Annotated in this window: 15 protein-coding genes; 7 read left to right on the top strand and 8 right to left on the bottom strand. The window is 63.2% G+C overall.

The features are described from left to right. Window positions 1-173: 173 nt before the first annotated feature. From choV to HU737_RS20935, 3 genes are all read right to left on the bottom strand, one after another. Window positions 174-1352 (bottom strand): choline ABC transporter ATP-binding protein, encoded by a 1179-nt coding sequence (gene choV / locus HU737_RS20945; protein ID WP_186552791.1) that lies wholly within the window; start codon window positions 1350-1352, stop codon window positions 174-176. Continuing rightward, window positions 1349-2197 (bottom strand): choline ABC transporter permease subunit, encoded by an 849-nt coding sequence (gene choW, locus HU737_RS20940; protein WP_186553218.1) that lies wholly within the window; start codon window positions 2195-2197, stop codon window positions 1349-1351. Before choW ends, choV begins: the two co-directional genes overlap by 4 nt. Window positions 2198-2278: 81 nt before the next feature. Then, entirely contained in the window at window positions 2279-3226 is a 948-nt protein-coding gene (locus HU737_RS20935; protein ID WP_186552790.1) for a choline ABC transporter substrate-binding protein, read from the bottom strand. Between the two features lie 442 nt (window positions 3227-3668). Here HU737_RS20935 and HU737_RS20930 point away from each other — a divergent pair, with 442 nt between their 5' ends. From HU737_RS20930 to HU737_RS20900, 7 genes are all read left to right on the top strand, one after another. Then, window positions 3669-5045, top strand: a complete 1377-nt coding sequence (locus HU737_RS20930) for an L-serine ammonia-lyase (RefSeq protein ID WP_186552789.1) — start codon at window positions 3669-3671, stop codon at window positions 5043-5045. A 470-nt stretch (window positions 5046-5515) separates the two neighbouring features. Then, window positions 5516-6622, top strand: coding sequence for a choline metabolism transcriptional regulator GbdR (gene gbdR, locus HU737_RS20925; protein WP_186552788.1), 1107 nt, complete (start codon window positions 5516-5518; stop codon window positions 6620-6622). A 191-nt stretch (window positions 6623-6813) separates the two neighbouring features. Then, window positions 6814-7314, top strand: coding sequence for a sigma-70 family RNA polymerase sigma factor (locus HU737_RS20920; protein ID WP_186552787.1), 501 nt, complete (start codon window positions 6814-6816; stop codon window positions 7312-7314). Window positions 7315-7414: 100 nt separating this feature from the next. Next, on the top strand, window positions 7415-8386 hold the full coding sequence (locus HU737_RS20915) for a FecR family protein (protein WP_186552786.1): 972 nt from the start codon (window positions 7415-7417) through the stop codon (window positions 8384-8386). Window positions 8387-8665: 279 nt separating this feature from the next. After that, entirely contained in the window at window positions 8666-11506 is a 2841-nt protein-coding gene (locus tag HU737_RS20910; RefSeq protein ID WP_225915630.1) for a TonB-dependent receptor, read from the top strand. A 29-nt stretch (window positions 11507-11535) separates the two neighbouring features. Further along, window positions 11536-14319: a M16 family metallopeptidase gene (locus HU737_RS20905; protein WP_186552785.1), complete on the top strand. Its 2784-nt coding sequence runs from the start codon at window positions 11536-11538 to the stop codon at window positions 14317-14319. Next, a complete protein-coding gene (locus HU737_RS20900) occupies window positions 14316-15983 on the top strand; it encodes an ABC transporter ATP-binding protein/permease (protein WP_186552784.1) in 1668 nt (555 codons plus the stop codon). The genes HU737_RS20905 and HU737_RS20900 overlap by 4 nt, the downstream gene beginning before the upstream one ends. A gap of 188 nt (window positions 15984-16171) precedes the next feature. On the opposite strand, the gene HU737_RS20895 is transcribed toward HU737_RS20900, so the two are convergent. From HU737_RS20895 to choX, 5 genes are all read right to left on the bottom strand, one after another. Further along, complete coding sequence (locus HU737_RS20895) at window positions 16172-16429, bottom strand: hypothetical protein (RefSeq protein WP_186552783.1); 258 nt, start codon at window positions 16427-16429, stop codon at window positions 16172-16174. Between the two features lie 278 nt (window positions 16430-16707). Further along, window positions 16708-17178 carry a thioesterase family protein gene (locus tag HU737_RS20890; RefSeq protein WP_186552782.1) on the bottom strand — a complete coding sequence of 157 codons (471 nt, stop codon included), beginning with the start codon at window positions 17176-17178 and terminating at the stop codon, window positions 16708-16710. A gap of 10 nt (window positions 17179-17188) precedes the next feature. Continuing rightward, window positions 17189-18154 (bottom strand): L-carnitine dehydrogenase, encoded by a 966-nt coding sequence (locus HU737_RS20885; RefSeq protein WP_186552781.1) that lies wholly within the window; start codon window positions 18152-18154, stop codon window positions 17189-17191. 134 nt (window positions 18155-18288) lie between these two features. Further along, entirely contained in the window at window positions 18289-19173 is an 885-nt protein-coding gene (gene cdhC / locus HU737_RS20880) for a 3-dehydrocarnitine:acetyl-CoA trimethylamine transferase CdhC (protein ID WP_186552780.1), read from the bottom strand. A 170-nt stretch (window positions 19174-19343) separates the two neighbouring features. Continuing rightward, a complete protein-coding gene (choX, locus tag HU737_RS20875) occupies window positions 19344-20288 on the bottom strand; it encodes a choline ABC transporter substrate-binding protein (RefSeq protein WP_186552779.1) in 945 nt (314 codons plus the stop codon). Between the last annotated feature and the right edge of the window lie 109 nt (window positions 20289-20397).

Genomic DNA, 20397 nt, shown 5'->3' with positions numbered 1-20397 from the left:
CGCGGGGTGGGGCGTAAGATCTGCTGGGTGGGAGCGGGCTGCGTGGGAGCTGGCGCGTGGGAGCGGGCTTGCCCCGCGATTGCAGTGGAACATTCACCATCGCTATCGCGGGGCAAGCCCGCTCCCACGAAGCTCCCACGCGCCTGCTCCCACGCGCCCGTTTCCCACGGGCATCAGCCGTGATTCTTGCCCAGCAGCGCGTGGTAAAGCTCGGTATCGCCCAGAATCCCGACCACCTTGTCGTTCTCCTGCAACACCAGCTTGTTCCCCGTCTGATAGCGAATCTGCAGCGCTTCGCGCATGCCGATATCCGCATGCACCAGGGTCGGTTTGCGATCCAGCCCCTCAACGGCCTGCCCCGGCGCCCAGTTCTGCATATCCAGGCCATTCTGGCCCTGGCGCGCACGCTTGAGTGAATTGCCTTCACCCAGGTCCAGCCACGAATCACCACCCGGATCCAGGCACACCGAACCATTGATCCGCTTGCACTTGTCCAGCGTGCGCATCAGGCTGCGCCCGCACAGTACGTTGAGTGGGTTGGTATGGGCGACGAAGGTGCGTACATACTCGTCGGCAGGGTTGAGCACGATCTCCTCAGGCTTGCTGTACTGGATGATCCGTCCATCTTTCATGATGGCGATGCGGCTGCCGAGCTTGAGCGCCTCGTCCAGGTCGTGGCTGACGAACACGATGGTCTTGCTCAGCTTGCGCTGCAGCTCCAGCAGTTCGTCCTGCAAACCTTGGCGGATCAGCGGGTCTAGTGCCGAGAACGGTTCGTCCATCAGCAGGATATCGGCATCCATCGCCAGTGCCCGGGCCAGGCCCACGCGTTGCTGCATGCCGCCGGACAGCTCGTCGGGCTTCTTGTTGCGCCACTGGGTCAGGCCCACCAGCTCAAGCTTTTCATCAACCAGCTTGCGCCGCTCTTTTTCCGGCCGGCCCTGCATCTCCAGGCCAAAGCTGATGTTCTCGCGCACCGTCAGCCAAGGCATCAGGGCGAACTTCTGGAACACCATGGCAATGCGCTTGGTGCGCATCATCTTCAGCTCGGCCGGGGTGCAGTGGGCGATGTCGATGTGGTTGCCTTCGTGCTCGACGAACAGCTTGCCGCGGCTGACGGTGTTGAGACCGTTGATGCAGCGCAACAGGCTCGATTTGCCTGAGCCAGACAAGCCCATCAGCACGCAGATCTCGCCTTTGTTGATGTCCAGGTTGGCTTTTTCCACCCCGACCACCAGGCCAGTCTGCTTGAGGATCTGCTCGCGGCTCAGGCCTTTGTCGAGCAGCGCCAGGGCCTCGCGCGGCTTGTTGGAGAAGATGACGTCGACGTCTTCGAATCGAATGATGCTCATGCCTCACCCCTTACCGTGACTTCCGGTTGCTTGCAGATACGGTCGAGCATGATCGCCAGCAGCACGATCGCCAGGCCCGCTTCGAAGCCGAGGGAGATATCGGCGGTGTTCAGTGCGTTGACTACAGGTTTGCCCAGGCCATCGGCGCCTACCAGGGCGGCGATCACCACCATCGACAGCGACAGCATGATGCATTGGGTCACGCCCGCGGCGATGCTCGGCATCGCGTGGGGCAGTTCGATGCGCGTCAGCAATTGGCGGCGCGAGCAGCCAAAGGCCTTGCCGGCATCGAGCAGCTCTTGCGGCACGTCGCAAATGCCCAGGTAGGTCAGGCGGATTGGCGCGGCAATGGCGAACACCACGGTCGAGATCAGCCCCGGCACTACCCCCAGGCCAAACAGGGTCAGGGTCGGGATCAGGTAGACGAAGGTCGGCACTGTCTGCATCAGGTCGAGCACCGGGCGCATGGCGGTGTAGAACATCGGCTTGTGCGCGGCAAGGATGCCCAGTGGCACGCCGATGGCCACGCACACCACCGTGGCGAAGGTCACTTGAGCCAGGGTCTCCATGGTTTCCTGCCAGTACCCCAGGTTGAGGATCAGCAGGAACGACAGGGCGACGAAGGCGGTGAGCGCCCATTTGCGCTGGATCAGGTGAGCCAGGGCAGCGAACAGGGCAATAAGGACGAGGGGGTTGAACCAGGTCAGGGCACTGGTGACCCCATGGATCATGAATTCCAGGCCTTGGGCGATGGCGTCGAAATACTCGGCGCCGTTCTGGGTCAGCCATTCGACGAACGACGCGATGTACTGTCCCAGGGGTATTTTCTGATCAATGAGCATGATAGCGAGCTTCCACCTGCATAGATTGGAATCAGTCCGCAGCGGCCACGGTGCCGCTGCGAGGTAGTGCCTACTGCTACTGCGTTACTGCGCAAGCTTTGCCTTGGCCGCCTCCAAGCCCGGTTTGCCGTCCACGGTCGTCACCCCGGCCAGCCAGGTGTCGAGCACTTGCGGGTTGTTTTTAAGCCACGCCTTGGCGGCCGCGTCGGGCTTTTGCTTGTCGTCCAGGACCTTGCCCATCAGCTCGCTTTCCATGTCGAGGGTAAACGACAGGTTCTTCAGCAACTGGCCAACGTTGCTGCACTCCTGTGCATAGCCCTTGCGGGTATTGGTCAGTACCGTCGCCTTGCCCAAGTCAGGGCCGAAGAACTCGTCGCCACCGGTCAGGTACTGCATCTTGAAGCGCTTGTTCATCGGGTGCGGTTCCCAACCGAGGAACACCACCGCTTCGCCGCGTTTCTGCGCGCGATCCACCTGCGAGAGCATGCCCGCCTCACTGGATTGGACGATCTTGAAACCGGCGCTTTTCAGGCCAAAGGCGTCCTTGTCGATCATGCTCTGGATGGTGCGGTTGCCGTCGTTGCCGGGCTCGATGCCGTAGATCTTGCCGTCGAGCTCTTTCTTGAACTTGGCAATGTCGGCGAAATCCTTCAGACCCTTGTCGTACAGCGCCTGCGGTACTGCCAGGGTGTACTTGGCGTTTTCCAGATTGGCCCGCACGGTCTCGACGGTGCCGGCGTCGCGGTACTGCTTGATGTCGTTCTCCATGGTTGGCATCCAGTTGCCGAGGAACACGTCCAAATCCTTGCCGGCCGCCAGCGACTTATAGGTCACCGGTACCGAGATCATGGTGGTGTGGGTCTTGTAGCCCAGGGCTTCGAGCACGACGCTGGTCACGGCGGTGGTCACGGTGATGTCGGTCCAGCCGACATCCGAGAAACGTACCGTCTGACACTGTTCGGGTTCGGCGGCCTGAGCCAGCAACGGTGCGGCAAGCAACGCGACCAGCAACAGCGAGGGTGAACCTTTCATGGATGGACTCCTGTAGTTTTTTCTTCGGGTTCGCGAGGGTTGCCGGGCTTTCTCAGGGTCCGGTCAACCAGGCCTGCAGAGGGCAGGATGCGAGGCCGTGCAATACGAGTCGCTTTCGATAATCCTCCAGCGTTGGGCAATCGCCTACTGGTAGGGTCGTAACCAGTACAGGATGGGTCGCTTCCAGTACGGGCGATGTCGCATATGGATTTTTCCACCCCTACGGCCGCGTTTTTACGTCATCCGATCGCCCGAAAGCGGCGCAAACAGGGCCGGATCAGTGCGGCGCGGTCGGACAAAAGTACGTCGGTTGCAGACGGCGAAGGGGAAGGTAAAAGCCCGATGATGCGTGCATTAGCGGCAGCTCGCCGGTTTCAGACTAGCAGCTGCGGGGCCGCCCACATGGCGCGGCCAGACAAGCCCATCAAGAGGTGATTCGACAATGGCCATCAGCGTGTTCGACCTGTTCAAGATCGGTGTCGGGCCTTCCAGCTCCCACACCGTCGGCCCCATGCGCGCCGGCGCGCTGTTCGTCCAGGGCCTGCGTGAGCGTGGCGAGCTGGAGCAGGTGCGACGTATCGAGGTGCGCCTGTATGGCTCGTTGTCCGCCACCGGGGTCGGTCATGGCACCGATAACGCCACCATCATGGGCCTGATGGGCGAATGGCCGGACGCCATCGACCCGAGCCAGATCGTCCCGCGCATCGCCGACCTGCGCGAAACCAATATCCTCAAGCTGGATAACCGCCTGCCCATCGAGTTCATCTGGGCCCGCGACATGCAGCTACTCGAGCAGAACCTGCCGTATCACCCCAACGCCATGACCTTGATCGCCGAGGGTGAGCACGGCGAGCTGCACCAGGACACCTACTACTCGGTCGGCGGCGGCTTCGTGGTCGATGCCGCGCAAGCGGCCAGTGGCGTGCTGGATGCCGACCAGACGGTGCTGCCCTACGATTTCAACAGCGCCGCCGAGCTGCTGCGCCTGTGCAAGCAAAACGACCTCAGCGTGTCGCAATTGATGATGGCCAACGAGCGGGTGTGGCGCAGCGAAGCCGAGATCCGCGCCGGCCTGCTCACGCTCTGGGACGCCATGCAGGAGTGCGTGAGCAACGGCCTCAAGCACGAGGGCCTGCTGCCCGGTGGGCTTAATGTGCGCCGGCGTGCGGCCAAGCTGCACCGCAGCCTGCAAGAGATCGGCAAACCCAACGTGATCGGCTCGACCATGAGCGCGATGGAGTGGGTCAACCTGTTTGCCCTGGCGGTCAACGAAGAAAACGCCGCAGGCGGGCGCATGGTCACTGCGCCCACCAATGGCGCAGCGGGGATCATCCCGGCGGTGCTGCACTACTACATGCGCTTCTCCGACGTGGTCGATGACAGCAACGTGGTGGACTTCTTCCTCGGCGCCGCAGCGGTGGGCATCCTGTGCAAGAAGAACGCTTCGATTTCCGGTGCTGAAGTGGGCTGTCAGGGGGAGGTCGGTTCGGCCTGCGCCATGGCTGCCGCAGGCTTGGCCCAGGTGCTCGGCGCCACGCCGGGGCAATTGGAGAACGCCGCTGAAATTGCCTTGGAGCACAACCTGGGGCTGACCTGCGACCCGGTTGGCGGGTTGGTTCAGGTGCCGTGTATCGAGCGCAACGCGATTGCCGCAGTCAAGGCGATCAACGCCGTGCAGATGGCCCTGCGCGGAGACGGCGAGCACTTCATTTCGCTCGACCAGGTCATCCGCACCATGCGCGATACCGGCGCCGACATGCATGACAAATACAAGGAAACCTCGCGTGGCGGCCTCGCCGTCAGTGCGATCGAGTGTTGATCTGCGACCCTGTCGCGCTTGCGATTCGCGGGCAAGGCCGCTCCTGCAGGGTTCGGTGTAACCCCTGTAGGAGTGGGCTTGCCCGCGATTGGGTTACACGCTGAAATCAACCCGCCTCAATTTGGTGCGCCGGTCATCAGCATTTTCAACTTAACTGTGCAGCAGGCTGATACTGGTGCGGTGACAGGGCCACATGTCGCTCACTGATATGTACCCAGGCACTGCTACCGAAATGCTCACTGTTACGAAGGAAAAGCCCTACAACGCAAGTTTGAGCATCTTACAGCGCTGTAGGAAAACTCTGGATCCACAGGCCTTGAAGGTCGTTTTTGGATTTTGTTGGATGCGCGTTCAATTTCAGGCATGCCATTTGCGTTGGAATTGGCAAAGCCCCCGCAAACGAACTGGGGCCATTACAAGAACAGTGCCCGCCTGAGGCACACCCTGCATTTGTGTGAGGAGAAATCGCGATGACGTCGTACACCTCCGGGACCCAAACCCAGAACCGCACAGCACCCCAGTCCATCGGATTTCTCCTGCTGGACAACTTCACCCTGATTTCCCTGGCATCGGCCGTCGAGCCGCTGCGCATGGCCAACCAACTCTCCGGTCGCGAGCTGTATCGCTGGCACACCCTGACGGTCGATGGTGGCCAGGTCTGGGCCAGTGACGGTTTGCAGATCACCCCTGATGCAGCGATGCACAGCGCGCCGCCGATCGATACCGTGATCGTCTGCGGCGGAGTCGGTATCCAGCGCACCGTCACCCGCGAGCATGTCACCTGGCTGCAAGCCCAGGCCCGCCAGTCGCGCCGCCTGGGTGCGGTGTGTACCGGCAGCTGGGCGCTGGCCTGTGCCGGGCTGCTCGATGGCTTTGATTGCAGCGTGCACTGGGAATGCCTGGCATCGATGCAGGAAGCCTTCCCGCGGGTCAACATGAGCACCCGCCTGTTCACCCTCGACCGCAACCGCTTCACCAGCTCTGGCGGCACTGCGCCGCTGGACATGATGCTGCACCTGATCAGCCGCGATCATGGTCGCGAACTGTCGGCAGCCATCTCCGAGATGTTCGTCTACGAGCGCATCCGCAATGAGCAAGATCACCAGCGCGTGCCGCTCAAGCACATGCTCGGCACCAATCAGCCGAAGTTGCAGGAGATCGTGGCGTTGATGGAGGCCAACCTCGAAGAGCCGATCGATCTCGACGAGCTCGCGGTGTATGTGGCGGTATCGCGCCGGCAGCTCGAGCGGTTGTTCCAGAAATATCTGCACTGCTCGCCATCGCGCTACTACCTCAAGCTGCGACTGATCCGCGCCCGCCAGCTGCTCAAGCAAACACCGATGTCGATCATCGAAGTGGCCTCGGTGTGTGGCTTCGTCTCCACGCCGCACTTCTCCAAGTGCTACCGCGAGTACTTCGGCATTCCGCCGCGCGATGAGCGTGTTGGCTCCAACACCGCCCAGCAGGTGGCGATGATGCCGATCCCGCAGGCCATGGCGCTGTCGCCGCACAGCGGGCCGTTGGCGGCACTTAGCCAGGCGCGTAACGAGTCGACGTTTGCCAGCGTAAGGCTCTGACTGCGCGTCGTGCTTTTCGCGGGCAAGCCCGCTCCCACAGGTTTTGCAGCGCAACAGACCCTGTGGCAGCGGCTGGCCGGCGATGAGGTCGGAGCAGCCAATCGAGACTATTCTGGTCATTCAATAGATTGATAATGATTCGCAACTACGGGTAACATCGCCGCCCCCAACGTTCCCTGGCATACCACTCCGTGGCGGATGACAAACTGCAGCTGTACCTGACCCATCGTCCGGCGTTGGTCGACTACGCCGCGCCGATCGTTGGCTGCCGTGCCCGCGCCGAGGATGTGGTCCAGGAAGCCTGGTTGCGATTCAGCCGTCACGATGACACCGCCGATATCCGCCACCCGGCCAGCTACCTGTACCGCATCGTGCGCAACCTGGCGCTCGACCAAACCCGCCGCAGCGCCACCGAGAAGGCCCAGCCTGGCGGTGACGAGATGCTCGCCGAACTGCCCGCCAGCAGCGCCTCACCCGAGCAAGCCGTGAGCCAGCAAAACGAGCTGGCGGCGATCAGTCGTGCCCTGGAGGAGCTGCCCGAACGCACTCGCGTAGCCTTCGAAATGCACCGCTTGGGCGGCTTCACCTTGCAGCAGGTGGCCGAGCACCTGAAGGTGTCGGTGAGCCTGGTGCATCAACTGGTCCACGATGCCTTGCGCCATTGTCTGGAACGGCTGGAGGGGGAGTTGTGACGAGCGTGCTGAAAAAAAACCATGCTGGCGCGTCTTTTGCCGAACGGGCCGACTCTGTGCGACCCTTCGCGCCCTCAAGCCCCCAGGAGACTTGCCGGACATGACGTCAGCAGACCCCGTATCCAGCCGCCGCGACCAGGCCCTGGACTGGCTCATGCGCGTGCAGCAGGCTCCGCACGATACTCAGTTGCGTGCCCAGCTTGCGCACTGGTGCGCCAGTGATGTGGCCAACGCCGAGGCGTATGGCAAGGCCGAACGGATCTGGCGCCTGACCGGTCAGTTGGCGCCGAGCACTGCTGCGCAATGGCCGCCGGCGCCAGCGGCTAAGGTGGTGCCGTTGCCTACCCGAACAGCGCCGCGCCGGCGCTGGTGGCTGGGTGCGGCGGTAGCGGCGTGCTTGCTGGTGGCCATTGCGCCGACGCTGAGCGTGCGCTTGCAGGCCGACTACCGCACTGCCCAAGGTGAAACCCGCGATATCACCCTGGCCGACGGCAGCGTGGTGCAGATGGATAGCGACACGGCGATTGCCGTGGACTACGCCGGCAGCCACCGCGACGTGCGCCTGCTTGCCGGGCAGGCATTTTTCAAGGTCATGCCAGACAAAGCCAAGCCTTTCCATGTCCGCGCCGATGCGGTGCGGGTCACCGTGACTGGCACGGCGTTCAACGTTGAACTGCGCCCAGGTGGGGTGGGCATTGATGTTGAACATGGCTCGGTGCGCGTCGATGACACGCAGCGGGCGCAGGCCTTGGCCAGCGCCTTGAGCGCTGGGCAGCGGCTGCGCTATGTCGACGGTTTGGTACAGGTGCGCAGCTTCCAGCCATCCCAGGCGGCGGCTTGGCGCCAGGGGCAGTTGATCGCCGATGAAGCCACGGTGGCAGAGCTGGTCGCGGAGCTGGAGCGGTATCTGCCGGGCAAGGTCGTGTTGCGTGACCAGAGCTTGGGAGAGCAGCGCGTTACCGGTGTGTATGACCTGCGTAAGCCAGAGGCGGCGTTGAGTGCTGTGGTACGGCCGCATGGCGGCAAGGTCACTGCTTATGGGCCTTGGTTGGTTATCCTGAGCAGGCCTTGAGATTTTTGGGGCCGCTGTGCGGCCCTTCGCGGCGGTTCGGCGTCCCGACAAGCCCGCTCCCACAGGTACCGCGCCATCTCAAGGCAAACGCTATCCCTGTGGGAGCGGGCTCGCCCGCGAAGGGCCGCACAGCGGCCCCAAAAATCTTCCGCTGAAAAAATATTTCAAAATTTTCTGAAAAATCCCTGAACTGCCCCGTCTTGTTCCCCGCGCGCAACAACTGAGATCGATTCGTATTCATTTTTGCTGCCCGGCATCTGTCCGGGGCGGGGACGTGGGATGACTGAAGTACTAAGCCGCAGGCCGCGCCTAGCGCGGGATTGGTCGTTGCGCCTGAAAAACGCCGCTGGGGGCGGCATGCTGGGCGTGTGCTGTGCGTTGCTGACGCTACCGACCTATGCCGAAGAGCCTGCCGAGCGCGCCGTGCTGACTCAGGTGCACGCCTTCGACATCCCTGCGCAAAAACTGGCCATCGCCCTGATCAACTTCGGCCAGCAAAGCGGCCTGCAAGTGACCGTCGACCCGGATCTGCTCGACGGCCTGCAGTCGACCCCCATCAGCGGCCAGCTAAGCAGTGAGGCGGCATTGTCCTGGCTGCTGCAGGGCAGCGGCATCACCTGGGACTACGAGTCCGGCGCGCTGGTCTTTCGCCTGCTGCAAAGCAGCGCCGATGGCCCGCTAGAGCTACACAACACGGTGATCCTCGGTGATACCGAAGAGAACAGCTTCATGGGCGCCACGGTCATCGACCGCAAGGCGATCCAGGCCTTTCCCGGCGCCAATGGCGACATCACCACCATGCTGCAGATGCACCCCAACGTGCAGTTCAGCACCGAGCAGAAAAGCTCCAACACCCCTGGTGAGATCGACCCGGCCGACATCAGCATCAACGGCGCCAAGTTCTACCAGAACAACTTCATGATCGACGGCATCTCGATCAACAACGATCTGGATCCCGGCGCCCACGGCTACGGTGAAACCCGCCAATTCGACTCTGCGCCCAGCCGCTCGCACGGGATTGCCCTGGATGCCGACCTGCTCGAAGAGATCAAGGTCTACGACAGTAACGTGCCGGTGGAATTTGGCGGCTTCAATGGCGGGGTGGTCGATGCCATTACCCGTCGCCCGAGCCAGGACCTGCACGGCAAGATCTCCTACGCCATGAGCCGCTCGGAGTGGACCCGCTACCACATCACCCGGGAAAACAAGCAAACCTTCGAGACCTCGTCCAACGAGAAGAATCAGCCGGAGTTCAAGAAGACCACCCTGCGCGGCACCCTCGAAGGCCACTTCAACGAAAACTTCGGTGCGTTGTTCAACTTCTCGCAGAAGCGCTCATACCTGCCGCTGCGCACTTACGACAATGGCTACAACAGCCCCGTCAATGACAATGAGCAAGAGCAGACCCGGGCCCTCGACAACTTCCTGCTCAAGACCTACTGGACGGTCAACGACCGCCTGAGCCTGGACACCTCGATCGTCTACGCCCCGCAGGAGAACACCTATTTTCGCGAGGACTACCGCGACTCGGGCTACACCAACATCAATGGTGGCTGGCAGGGTTCGTTCAAGGCGATCTATGAAGGCGACCATGCCCGCTGGACCCAGCAACTGGCGATCAGCGATCTGTATGCCTCTCGCGAGTCCGACCGCGACGACGTGGTCATGTGGTACTGGTCCGAGAGCAAGAACTGGGGCAACCCCGATGCCACCAGCGCGCGCAGTGCCGAGGGTGCGTTCGGCAGCATCTACCAGACCCAGCGTAGCGTCGACTACAAGCTCAAGGCCGACTGGCAGACCTTCAACCTGGGGACGGCGACACACAGCCTGAGCACAGGTATCGAACTGGGCTACCAGCAGGCGAGCTGGGAGCGTGAGGACGCAGCGTCCTCGGTGACCACCCTCAAGCGCGACAACGGCACCTCCTGTGGCGCTGATCCGCTGTGCTCGACAGGTTTGATGCTCAATGGCATGAACCGCCAGTACGCCTCGGCGATGATGAACTACGGCGCTGGCCAGATCGACATGGCGCAGAAGAAGTACGCGCTGTTCGTCCAGGACGAGATCGGCTACGGCAACCTCACCCTGCGCCCCGGCCTGCGCTATGAAGGCGACGACTACATGGAGCAGCAGAGCCTGGCGCCACGCTTTGCCGGTGACTATGACTTCTTCGGCGACCGCAGCACGGTGCTGGTGTTCGGCGCTAACCGCTACTACGGGCGCAACCTGTTCAAGTACCGCCTGGCCGACGGTCGTCAGGCCTATACCTCGCGTTACACCCGTGCCAGCCAGACCGCCGAGTGGCAGTTGGCGAGCCAGAACAAGAACATGAGTAAGTTCTCGACCATGGACATCCCCTACGACGATGAGTGGATGGTCGGCCTCAACCAGCGTTGGTTCAACACCGAATTTCAGCTCAAGTACGTCAACCGCAAGGGCCACGACCAGATCTACCGCACCCGGCCTTACTACAACCTCGATGCCAAGGACATTCCCGAGGGCTACAGCAAGGATTACTACGCCTATCTCAATGCCGGCACCAGTGAGAGCGAGAACCTCAGCCTGACCGTCACGCCGATGCGCCCGCTGCGTTTCTACGGCACCAGCACCAGCCTGCAACTGGCCTTGGACTGGTCGCGCAACAAGGACGCCTACGGCTCGACCTACGAGGCAGGCCTGGATGGCGAAGAGTTATCTGGCGAGGATGTGGTGCTCGACGGCAAGCGCATTGCCTATCACGAGTTGCCCGCCAGCGACTTCAACCGCCCCTGGACCGCACGGCTGACCACCATCACCGACATTCCCCAGTGGAACCTGTCGATCAGCAACTTCTTGCGTTATCGCGGCGCCTACGACCAGGTGGTCAAGGTCGACCCGGATGTCGAGGTCAACGGCGAAGTGCTCAGCCGCTACGAGACCGTCGCCACCCCGGCGGCGCCGACCTGGGACATGCGCGTGGCCTGGGACATCCCCACCGGCAAGGACCAGGCGTTTTTCGTCAACGTCGATGTGACCAACGTGACCGACCAGGTCAACAAGATCGCCAGTCGCGAGTCGGTCAGCGTGGTCAGCTACGAAGTCGGCCGCCAGTACTGGCTGGAAGTCGGCTACCGCTTCTGATTTCTCCTCTATAAACCGTGGACAACCTGATGAAAAAGCTCATTGCGGGCCTGCTCGGCCCATTGCTGCTCGGCGCCTGCGTGGCGCTCCCCGAAGCCGATGCGCCGTTACCCTGGGATGACCGGGTCAGCCAGGGCACCCTCGCCAACGGCCTGCAATACCGGCTGGTGCGCGAGACAACCCAAGCGGGGCGGCTCGATGTGCGCCTGACGGTCAACGCCGGCTCTGTCGACGAAGCCGATGACCAGATCGGCGTGGCCCATCTGGTCGAGCACCTGGTGTTCCACAGCCGGGCCGGGCAGGGTGAAAACCTGCGTGAGCGCATGACCGGGCTGGGCTGGGTGCAGGGTCGGCATTTCAATGCGCTGACCAACTATGAGCGCACCCAGTACATGCTCAGCCCGCCCGCCGGCGTACGCCAGGCCCCGCAGGCCTTGCAGGCGCTGGCCGACCTGGTGTTCGCCGGCGACTACAGTGCCGCGGATCTGGAGCGCGAGCGGCCGATCGTGATCGAGGAGTGGCGTGGCGGCCTGGGCGTGGCGCAGCGCATGAATCAGCAACGCACCGCTTCGCAGCGGGTCGGTTCGCGCTACCCCGAGCACCGTACCATCGGTAACGAAGCGGCGATTCGCAGCGCCAGCCTGGCCAGCCTGCAAGACTTCCAGGCGAGGTGGTACCAGCCTTCGAACATGGTGATTTCTGCGGTCGGCGACTTCGAACCTGCGGCGATGCTGGCGCAGATCGAGCAGCGCTTCGGCAAGGTCGAAGGCGCCAGCCCCCCGCTGCGCGAGCACCGCGACTTGCCGCTGGATAACCAACTGAAGATCTTCCGTCTGCAAGACCCGCAATCAGGCAGCAACCAAGTCGCCTTGCTGTTGCGCCTGCACGAGCCTGCCAGCCGCGGCACCACCCGCGCAGCCATGCGCGAGCGGCTGATCGACCGCATGACCCTGGCCGCGTTGCTCGACAGCCTGCGCCGCCAGCCGCTGGAGTCGGGGGTACGCAGTTTGGTTGCGCAGAAAACCCTGATCGGCCGTCAGTCGACCGTGCTGGGGATCGCCGCTGGGGTCGAAGGCCAGGCACATGAGCGGGCGCTGCGCCAGTTGCTGACGGAAATCGAACGCTTGCGCCAGCATGGCTTCAGCCAGGCGGACTTTACCCGTGAACAGGCACACATCCGCAGCCTGGGCGAGAAGACCCTGGCCAACCAAGCGCCGCGCAGCTTCGAGCAGTGGGTCGAGCAGTTGAACAATGCCACTGCGCCAGAGGCCAGCGTAGTCGAGCGCCATGCCGCCGCCCGGCGCTATTTGCAGGTGCTGGAGGACATCGATCTGGCGGACCTGGAGCAGCGTCTGCAACGTTGGCTCGGCAGCCCCGATCGCGTCCTGCAAGTCAGTGCCCCAGGCACTTCATTGCTGCAGCTGCCCACCGTGGCCGAGGTGGACGCGCTCCAGGCCAGTCTTGCCCAGACGAGCCTGGCGGCGCCGCTAACCAACACTGGCAACGCCACGCCAGTGGCGGCTTTTGTAGCCCCTGCGCCAGGGCCTGCAGGTACGCTCAGCAAGCACCAGGTATTTGCCAAGGAGCAGGTCGAACATTGGACCTTGAGCAACGGTGATCGCCTGGTGTGGTTGCGCCGCAATGGCCCTGAGGGCAAGGCCCTGCTGCAAGTGGAGTCGTCCGCAGGCTACGGCCAGCCAGGCGTACCTGGCTGGCGCGTGCAGATGGCTGCACAACTGGCGCTGCGCAGCGGTATCCAGCAGGGCAGCGTCGAGGCGCTGGCTGCCTGGAGACAGCAACACCGAGCCACCCTCAGCCTTGAGCACCAGCCACAGCGTTTGCAGCTGAACAGCAGTGGCAGCCCTGAGCAACTGGCAACCCTGCTGCAGAGCTATCGCATCAGCCAGCAGGCGCGCATCGACCCAGTGCTGTTCAGCGAAGCGCGCGATGAGTTGCTGCAACGCTTGGCCACTCGCCCGGACGATGTGCGTGGCCAGCATGAGGCCCAGCAACGGGCGCTCAAATACGGTGAAGATTACTGGCCAGCGCCGGATGAAGCGGCGCTGCAAGCCTTGAGCCTTGAGCAGCTTGACGCTGACTGGCAGCGCTTGGCCAGTGCCCCGGTGACGTACTACCTGATGGCCGATGTCGAGCCTGCGCGCTTGCAGCAATGGGTGCGCGAGCAGCTCGCGGGCTTGCCACGCCAGACGGCGCTGGTCACCGAGCCGGCTCTGCAACTGCCTGGCCAGCGGCGCCATGACCTGCCTATTGCGCTTGAGCCTCGGGTGGTGCTGGATGCCAGCAGCTATCAGCCGCATAGCTGGAGCCCGGAGGCCGCCATGCGCGTCGCACTGCTGCGCGATCTGGCCAACCAACGCCTCAAGCAACAACTGCGTGGCGAGGCGTCGGGGGTCTATCGCCTGCGTTTTGACAGCGAGCTGAACCCCGATACCCAGCGCATCGAGAGCCGGCTGAACTTCACCTGCGACCCGGCGCGAGTGGACGAGTTGTGGTCGCTGGCGCAGAAGACCCTGGCCGAGCTCAGCGTCGATGGGCAGTGGCTAACTGCGGCGCAGGGCGAACTGTCGCGTCAGGAGGCCCAGCGCCGCGACGACCCGCAGACCCAGTTCAAGCGCCTGATCCTCAGCGAACGGCACTGGCAGGATCCACGCTACCTGAGCAGCCAGGCCCGCTTGCCTGAGGCGCTGACCCTGCCGGCTGTACAGCAGCAGGCGCGCCAGTTGTTCCCTGCGGCCAACCAGGTCCAGCTGCGCCTGCTGCCCTCGGCCGCTGCCCTGGAGCAGGCGCTGTGAACACCCTGCGAAGGTTCTATCGGCTGAGCCGGCCGTTCTGGCAAGACCGCCAGCAGTGGCAGGCCTGGTTGATGCTGGCGACGGTGATCGGCCTCGGTTTGTTGGTGGTGCAGATCAACGTGCTGATCAATAGCTGGAGCAAGACCTTCTACGATACCCTGGCGGCGTTCGACACAACTGGGCTGTACGGCTTGGTGGGTGAGTACACCCTGTATCTGGGCCTTTACGTGCTGATCTACGTATCCATCGACTACATCCGCAAGGCGTTGGTACTGCGTTGGCGCCAGGCGATGACAGCGCGCCTCACCGACGCCTGGCTGGCCGAGCAAGCGTTCTATCGGCTCGGCCTGACGGGTGAGCCAGACAACCCCGACCAGCGGATCGCCCAGGACGTCGATCTGATGGTCGATTTGAGCATCGAACTGGTGGCCTCGCTGGTGATCAACCTGGCTCAGGTTGGCGCCTTCGTGGTGATCCTCTGGAACCTGTCGGGCGTACAGAGCTTCAGCCTGTTTGGCGAGACGTTCAGCGTGCATGGCTACCTGGTGTGGATCGTGCTGGCCTATACCCTGATCGGCAGCGCGCTGACCCACTGGATCGGCAAGCCGTTGCACGCACTCAATTACCAACGCGAGCACCGTGAGGCGGATTTTCGCGCCAGCCTGTTGCGCAAACGCGACCACGCCGAGCAGATCGCCCTGTATGGCGGTGAATCCGTGGAGCGCCAGCAACTGGCCCAGCGTTTCGCGGCGATTGCCCAGAACTGGCGGCAATTGATGGGGCGCGAGCGCGACTTGAGCCTGTTCACCGTCGCTTACCAGCGCTTCAGCCTGATCGTGCCGGTGTTCGCTGCCCTGCCTGCGTTCATGGCCAAGGCCATCACCCTCGGCGGGTTGATGCAGATCCGCAGTGCCTTCAACGCAGTGCACGACTCACTGAGCTGGTTCATCAAGCTGTACCACAAGCTGGTGCGCTGGAGTGCGGCGCTGGAGCGCCTTGACCAGTTTGAGCGGGCGATTCGCGCCAGCCGTCAGCAGCTGGTCAAGGCGCCGCAGGGTAGCTGCCTGTGCGCACGGGAGCTGACCGTCTGCCGGCCGGATGGCAGTGCCTTGCTCAGTGGTCTGAACCTGCAAGTGGGGCAGGGCCAGTGGCTGCGGCTAGCGGGGCGCAGTGGCTTGGGTAAATCGACCTTGATGCGCACCTTGCAAGGGTTGTGGCCGTATTGCCAGGGCGACTGGCAGCTACCGCCCGGGCGCAGTTTGCTGGTGCCGCAGAAGCCGTATCTGCCGCACATGAGCTTGGGAAGTTTGCTGGCTTATCCACAGCTGAGGGAGATGGACGATGCGCTGCTGATCGATGCTCTGGACAAGGTGGGCTTGGCCGGATTACGCGGGCGCCTGGATGATCACGCCGAGTGGGAGCGGGTGCTTTCGGGAGGTGAACAGCAGCGCCTGAGTTTAGCCCGAGCGTTGTTGTTCCAGCCCGATACGCTGTATCTGGATGAGGCAACCAGTCAGTTGGATTTCGAGTCGGCGCGAGGCTTGTTGGTGATGCTCAGGCGAGAATTGCCGGCGTGTACGGTGCTGGCGGTGACGCACCAGCCAGGCTTGGCGGGGTTGTTCGAACGCACCCTCGAGCTGGAGACTCAGCCCCAGCCTGCGTAACCGTGCCGGCCCCTTCGCGGGCAAGCCCGCTCCCACAGGGGGCGTTGATCTTGAGGGTGGCGGGGAGCCTGTGAGCTAGGCCTGGTGCCAGGGCATGATCAGAAATGTTACCCCAGCGCCCTCAAGATCAGTGCGATCACTGTGGGAGCGGGCTTGCCCGCGAACGAGGGCGCAGCCCTCGCAAATCCTCAAGCGCGCTTGCTGTACTGCGCCAATGCTGGCAGCAGCTGCTGCTCGATTGCTTGGCGTACCGCCGGCAGAATCGTCGCGCTACCGGTATACATCTGCTCGACCATGCCCTTGAGCGCTCGCGCATTAGGCTCGGTCAGCCCGCGCACCACCGCTTCGCAGGCCTGTTCGGCACTGGCCCCGGCCGGAATGTCGAAGCCCCGCGCGCGCAGGTGGCCCAACAGGTCGTCCTGATCAATCAAATCCGCATGCATCATGGCTGTTGTCCCTTTTATCGCTAAGAGAGTGCTGCTGTGATTGTCAGTCGATTCTGTGACCAACCCCGCGTACCGGCAAGGACAGAATGTCGCAATGACTGCTTTGGCTAAGAACAGGTCGTTCCCGGCTAAATCAATTGCCTGGGAAGTCAGCACACTGGGGTCATTCACGGCAACGCAGGGTTTGGTCACCCTCGCACGTCACGGTGGATGTTGCTCGCTCTTGGCCCCGCTAGCTCACGGCTTTGCGGGGTTATTTTTTGGGGCAGGTGAATGTTTTAACTCGGGAGTTTTATCACCCGGCCGACGAATTGTGCAGCGGGCAGGTCCTGCTGTTCGTCTACTAGCGTTTGCAACCGTGCCAGGCTGAGCTCAGCGAACGGCGCCGACTTCGGCCCTGCCAGATTCACATGCAGGAGCATCTGCTCGCTGGCCGCCAGGGCCTCGTCGAAGCCGGCCCGGTGCAGGCTGTGATACAGGTGCAGGCGCTTGCGATCGAACCCGATAATCTGCGTCTGCACCCACACCTCGCTGGCGAGCTTCACCTCATGCAGGTAGTTGATATGCGCCTCCAGGGTGAACAGCGAGTGCCCGCTCTGACCACGGCTGTCGGCGTCCAGGCCGATACGCTCCATCAGCGCATCGGTGGCGTAGCTGAAGATCAGCAGGTAATAGGCATCGCGCAGGTGGCCGTTGTAGTCGACCCAGTCCTGCAACACTGGGGTGCGATAGGTGATCAGTGCCGGCATGGTTGTCTCCTCACTCGCCGAAAGCCATGCCGTGCTTGGCCTTGGTGGTCTTGACCGCATCGAGCACCGCCAGCAGGCAGTCATCACGATAGCGCTCAAGTGCAGCGATGCTGCGTTCGCCTTGTTGCTCGGCGGTGCCATCGACCACATCGTCGATCAGTTGGTCGGTCAGCTGTGGCGCTGGGAGGTAGGTCCAAGGCAGCTGCAGGGCAGGGCCGAACTGGGCCATGAAATGACGCATCCCGGCGTCGCCGCCTGCCAGGGTGTAGGTCAGGAAGGTGCCCATGAACGACCAGCGCAGGCCCGCGCCGAAGCGGATCGCGTCGTCGATTTCACCGGTGGTCGCCACACCATCGTTAACCAGGTGCAAGGCCTCGCGCCAGAGTGCTTCGAGCAGGCGGTCGGCGATAAAACCTGGGACTTCCTTGCGCACATGCAGCGGGCGCATGCCAAGGGCGGTGTAGATGGTTTTCGCCGCCTCGATGGCTTGGGGTGCGGTGTTGCGGCCGCCAACGATTTCGACCAGCGGCAACAGGTATACCGGGTTGAACGGATGGCCAACCACGCAGCGCTCGGGGTGAGTCGCGGACTCGTAGAACTCGCTCGGCAGCAGTCCCGAAGTGCTCGAAGCAATGATCGCATTGGGCTTGGCCGCAGCGCTGATCTTGGCATGCAGTTCCAGTTTCAGCTCCAGCCGCTCTGGGGCGCTTTCCTGGATGAAATCGGCATCGCGCACGCATTCCTCGATGGTGGGCACAAAGCGTAGGCGCTGCTGCGCCGCGCCGGGGGCCAGGCCTTGTTTCTCCAGTGCCGGCCAAGCATTGGCGATGCGCTGGCGCAGGGCCGCTTCGGCGCCGGGCGCCGGGTCCCAGGCGATCACGTCCAAGCCGTGGGCAAGCGCCCGGGCAACCCAGCCACTGCCGATGACGCCACTGCCCAGCGCAGCGAAGGTTTTGATCTCGGTGATGAAAGGCATGTCGAGTCCTCAGGGTAAACAGAGAAAATTGGCTTGACGCTAATCCTGTGGGAGCGGGCTTGCCCGCGAACACCGGCGCAGCCGGTGCCATCTGCGCGCTGTCTGTTTCAAGGGCAGGCCTGCTGCCAATGGCATCAACGGCGCTTGAGATTCATTTTTTCCCGACCTTCTGCCGGGGTCAGGACGCGGGCACCGAGTCGGCTGACGATCTCCACCGCGCGCTCGACCAGCTGGCCGTTGCTGGCCAGTACGCCCTTGTCCAAGTACAGGTTGTCTTCCAGCCCGACCCGCACGTTACCGCCGAGCAGCACCGCCTGGGCGGCCATCGGCATCTGCATGCGACCGATGCCGAAACCGGCCCAGGTCGCGCCTTGTGGCAAGTTGTCGACCATGGCTTTCATGGTGGTGGTATCGGCCGGCGCGCCCCAGGGGATGCCCAGGCACAGCTGGAACAGCGGATCGTCGAGCAGGCCTTCCTTGATCATCTGCTTGGCGAACCACAGGTGGCCGGTGTCGAAGATTTCCAGCTCGGCCTTGACCCCCAGTTCTGTGATGCGCTTGGCTCCGGCGCGCAGCTGCGCGGGGGTGGAGACGTAGATGGCGTTGCCATCGCCGAAGTTGAGCGTGCCGCAGTCGAGGGTGCAGATTTCCGGCAGCAGCGCTTCGACGTGGGCCAGGCGCTCCAGTGGGCCGATCAGGTCGGTGCCTGGGCCGAATTCCATGGGGCGTTCGCCGGGGCCGATTTCCAGGTCGCCGCCCATGCCGGCGGTGAGGTTGACGATGATGTCGATGTCGGCTTCGCGGATGCGCTCCATGACTTCGCGGTACAAGTTGACGTCACGGCTGAAACGGCCGGTTTGCGGGTCGCGGACGTGGCAGTGGACCACAGTGGCGCCAGCCTTGGCGGCTTCGACGGCAGCTTCGGCGATCTGTTTGGGCGTGACGGGGACCAGGTGGCTTTTGGCTACGGTGTCGCCGGCGCCGGTGAGGGCACAGGTGATGATGATGTCGTGGTTCATGTTGGTTTCCTTCAGGCGTGTCGAGGCATTTCGTGGCTGCAGGGCGACGATGAAATGGGGGTGTCAGTAGTGGCCTCATCGCGGGGCAAGCCCGCTCCCACGCGGTCGCTGTGTGAGCGTCACCCTGGGGTTCGCTCGTGGGAGCGGGCTTGACCCGCGATGGCGAACGGTCAGTTGGCAGTGAGCTTGAGGTTGTCCGCCGCAGGCTTGCCGTCGAAGGTGGTCACGCCTTCGAGCCAGCGCGCCTTGTCTTCGGGGTGGTCTTTGAGCCACTGGCGGGCCGACTCCAGGGCGTCCTTGTGGTCGAGCAGCGGCTGCATCATGCGGCTCTCGTCCTCGGCGCTGAAGGTCAGGTTGGCCAGCAGCCGGCTGGCGTTCGGGCAGCGTTCGGCGTAGTCCGGCGCAGTGACCGTCCACACCGTGGCGCGGCCTTCGTCCGGGCCCAGGGCATCCTGGCTGTCACCCAGGTAGACCAGGTCGATGTTGACGTTCATCGGGTGCGGCGCCCAACCGAAGAACACCACCGCTTCCTTGCGCCGCACAGCGCGGTCGACGGCAGCGAGCATGCCGGCTTCGCTGGACTCGACCAGCTGGAACTTGCCGAGATTGAACTGGTTCTTGGCGATCATCGCCTTGATCTGGGTATTGGCCCCCGAGCCTGGCTCGATGCCGTAGATCTTGCCGCCCAGCTCTTTGTCGAACTTGTGAATGTCGGCAAAGCGCTTCAGGCCTTTGTCAGCCAGGTACTTGGGCACCGCGAGGGTCGCCCGCGCATCGCTCAGGCTCGGCTCCGCCAGCACCTTGACCTGCTTGGCCTCGACGAATGGGGTGATGGTCTGGTTCATGATCGGGTTCCAGTAGCCGAGGAACATGTCCAGGCGCTTGTCGCGGATACCGGCAAAGATGATCTGCTGCGAGGCGCTGGTCTGCTTGGTCTGGTAACCCAGGCCATCGAGCAGCACCTGGGCCATGGCGCTGGTGGCGATGACGTCGGTCCAGTTGACCACGCCCAGGCGCACCTTCTGACAGACCGCAGGTTCCGCGGCGAATACTGGGCTTGCCAAGGTGCTGGTGAGGGCGAGGGATAACAGGCTGCGGCGGATCAAGCTGTGCATGGTGGCTCTCCATCGGCAGTGCATATTGTTATGGTGGGCGGCCTCTGCGGGCCGTGTGAATAAGCTACGCGGCGTACGGGGTGGAAATTCGCACCCTGGCGACCAACAC

It is taken from the genome of Pseudomonas urmiensis, from assembly GCF_014268815.2.
In the GTDB taxonomy this organism is placed as follows: domain Bacteria; phylum Pseudomonadota; class Gammaproteobacteria; order Pseudomonadales; family Pseudomonadaceae; genus Aquipseudomonas; species Aquipseudomonas urmiensis.
The sequence above is the reverse complement of the archived record's forward strand: the minus strand, read 5'-3'. Positions and strand labels throughout refer to the sequence as shown.

What these genes read in the sequence shown, in the direction of transcription:
- HU737_RS20890 (WP_186552782.1), bottom strand. Translation starts at nt 17,178, where the DNA reads ATGCCGGCACTGATCACCTATCGCACCCCAGTGTTGCAGGACTGGGTC.
- HU737_RS20915 (WP_186552786.1), top strand. Translation starts at nt 7,415, where the DNA reads ATGACGTCAGCAGACCCCGTATCCAGCCGCCGCGACCAGGCCCTGGAC.
- choV (WP_186552791.1), bottom strand. Translation starts at nt 1,352, where the DNA reads ATGAGCATCATTCGATTCGAAGACGTCGACGTCATCTTCTCCAACAAG.
- choX (WP_186552779.1), bottom strand. Translation starts at nt 20,288, where the DNA reads ATGCACAGCTTGATCCGCCGCAGCCTGTTATCCCTCGCCCTCACCAGC.
- HU737_RS20895 (WP_186552783.1), bottom strand. Translation starts at nt 16,429, where the DNA reads ATGATGCATGCGGATTTGATTGATCAGGACGACCTGTTGGGCCACCTG.
- HU737_RS20930 (WP_186552789.1), top strand. Translation starts at nt 3,669, where the DNA reads ATGGCCATCAGCGTGTTCGACCTGTTCAAGATCGGTGTCGGGCCTTCC.
- HU737_RS20905 (WP_186552785.1), top strand. Translation starts at nt 11,536, where the DNA reads ATGAAAAAGCTCATTGCGGGCCTGCTCGGCCCATTGCTGCTCGGCGCC.
- cdhC (WP_186552780.1), bottom strand. Translation starts at nt 19,173, where the DNA reads ATGAACCACGACATCATCATCACCTGTGCCCTCACCGGCGCCGGCGAC.
- HU737_RS20910 (WP_225915630.1), top strand. Translation starts at nt 8,666, where the DNA reads ATGACTGAAGTACTAAGCCGCAGGCCGCGCCTAGCGCGGGATTGGTCG.
- HU737_RS20885 (WP_186552781.1), bottom strand. Translation starts at nt 18,154, where the DNA reads ATGCCTTTCATCACCGAGATCAAAACCTTCGCTGCGCTGGGCAGTGGC.
- gbdR (WP_186552788.1), top strand. Translation starts at nt 5,516, where the DNA reads ATGACGTCGTACACCTCCGGGACCCAAACCCAGAACCGCACAGCACCC.
- HU737_RS20935 (WP_186552790.1), bottom strand. Translation starts at nt 3,226, where the DNA reads ATGAAAGGTTCACCCTCGCTGTTGCTGGTCGCGTTGCTTGCCGCACCG.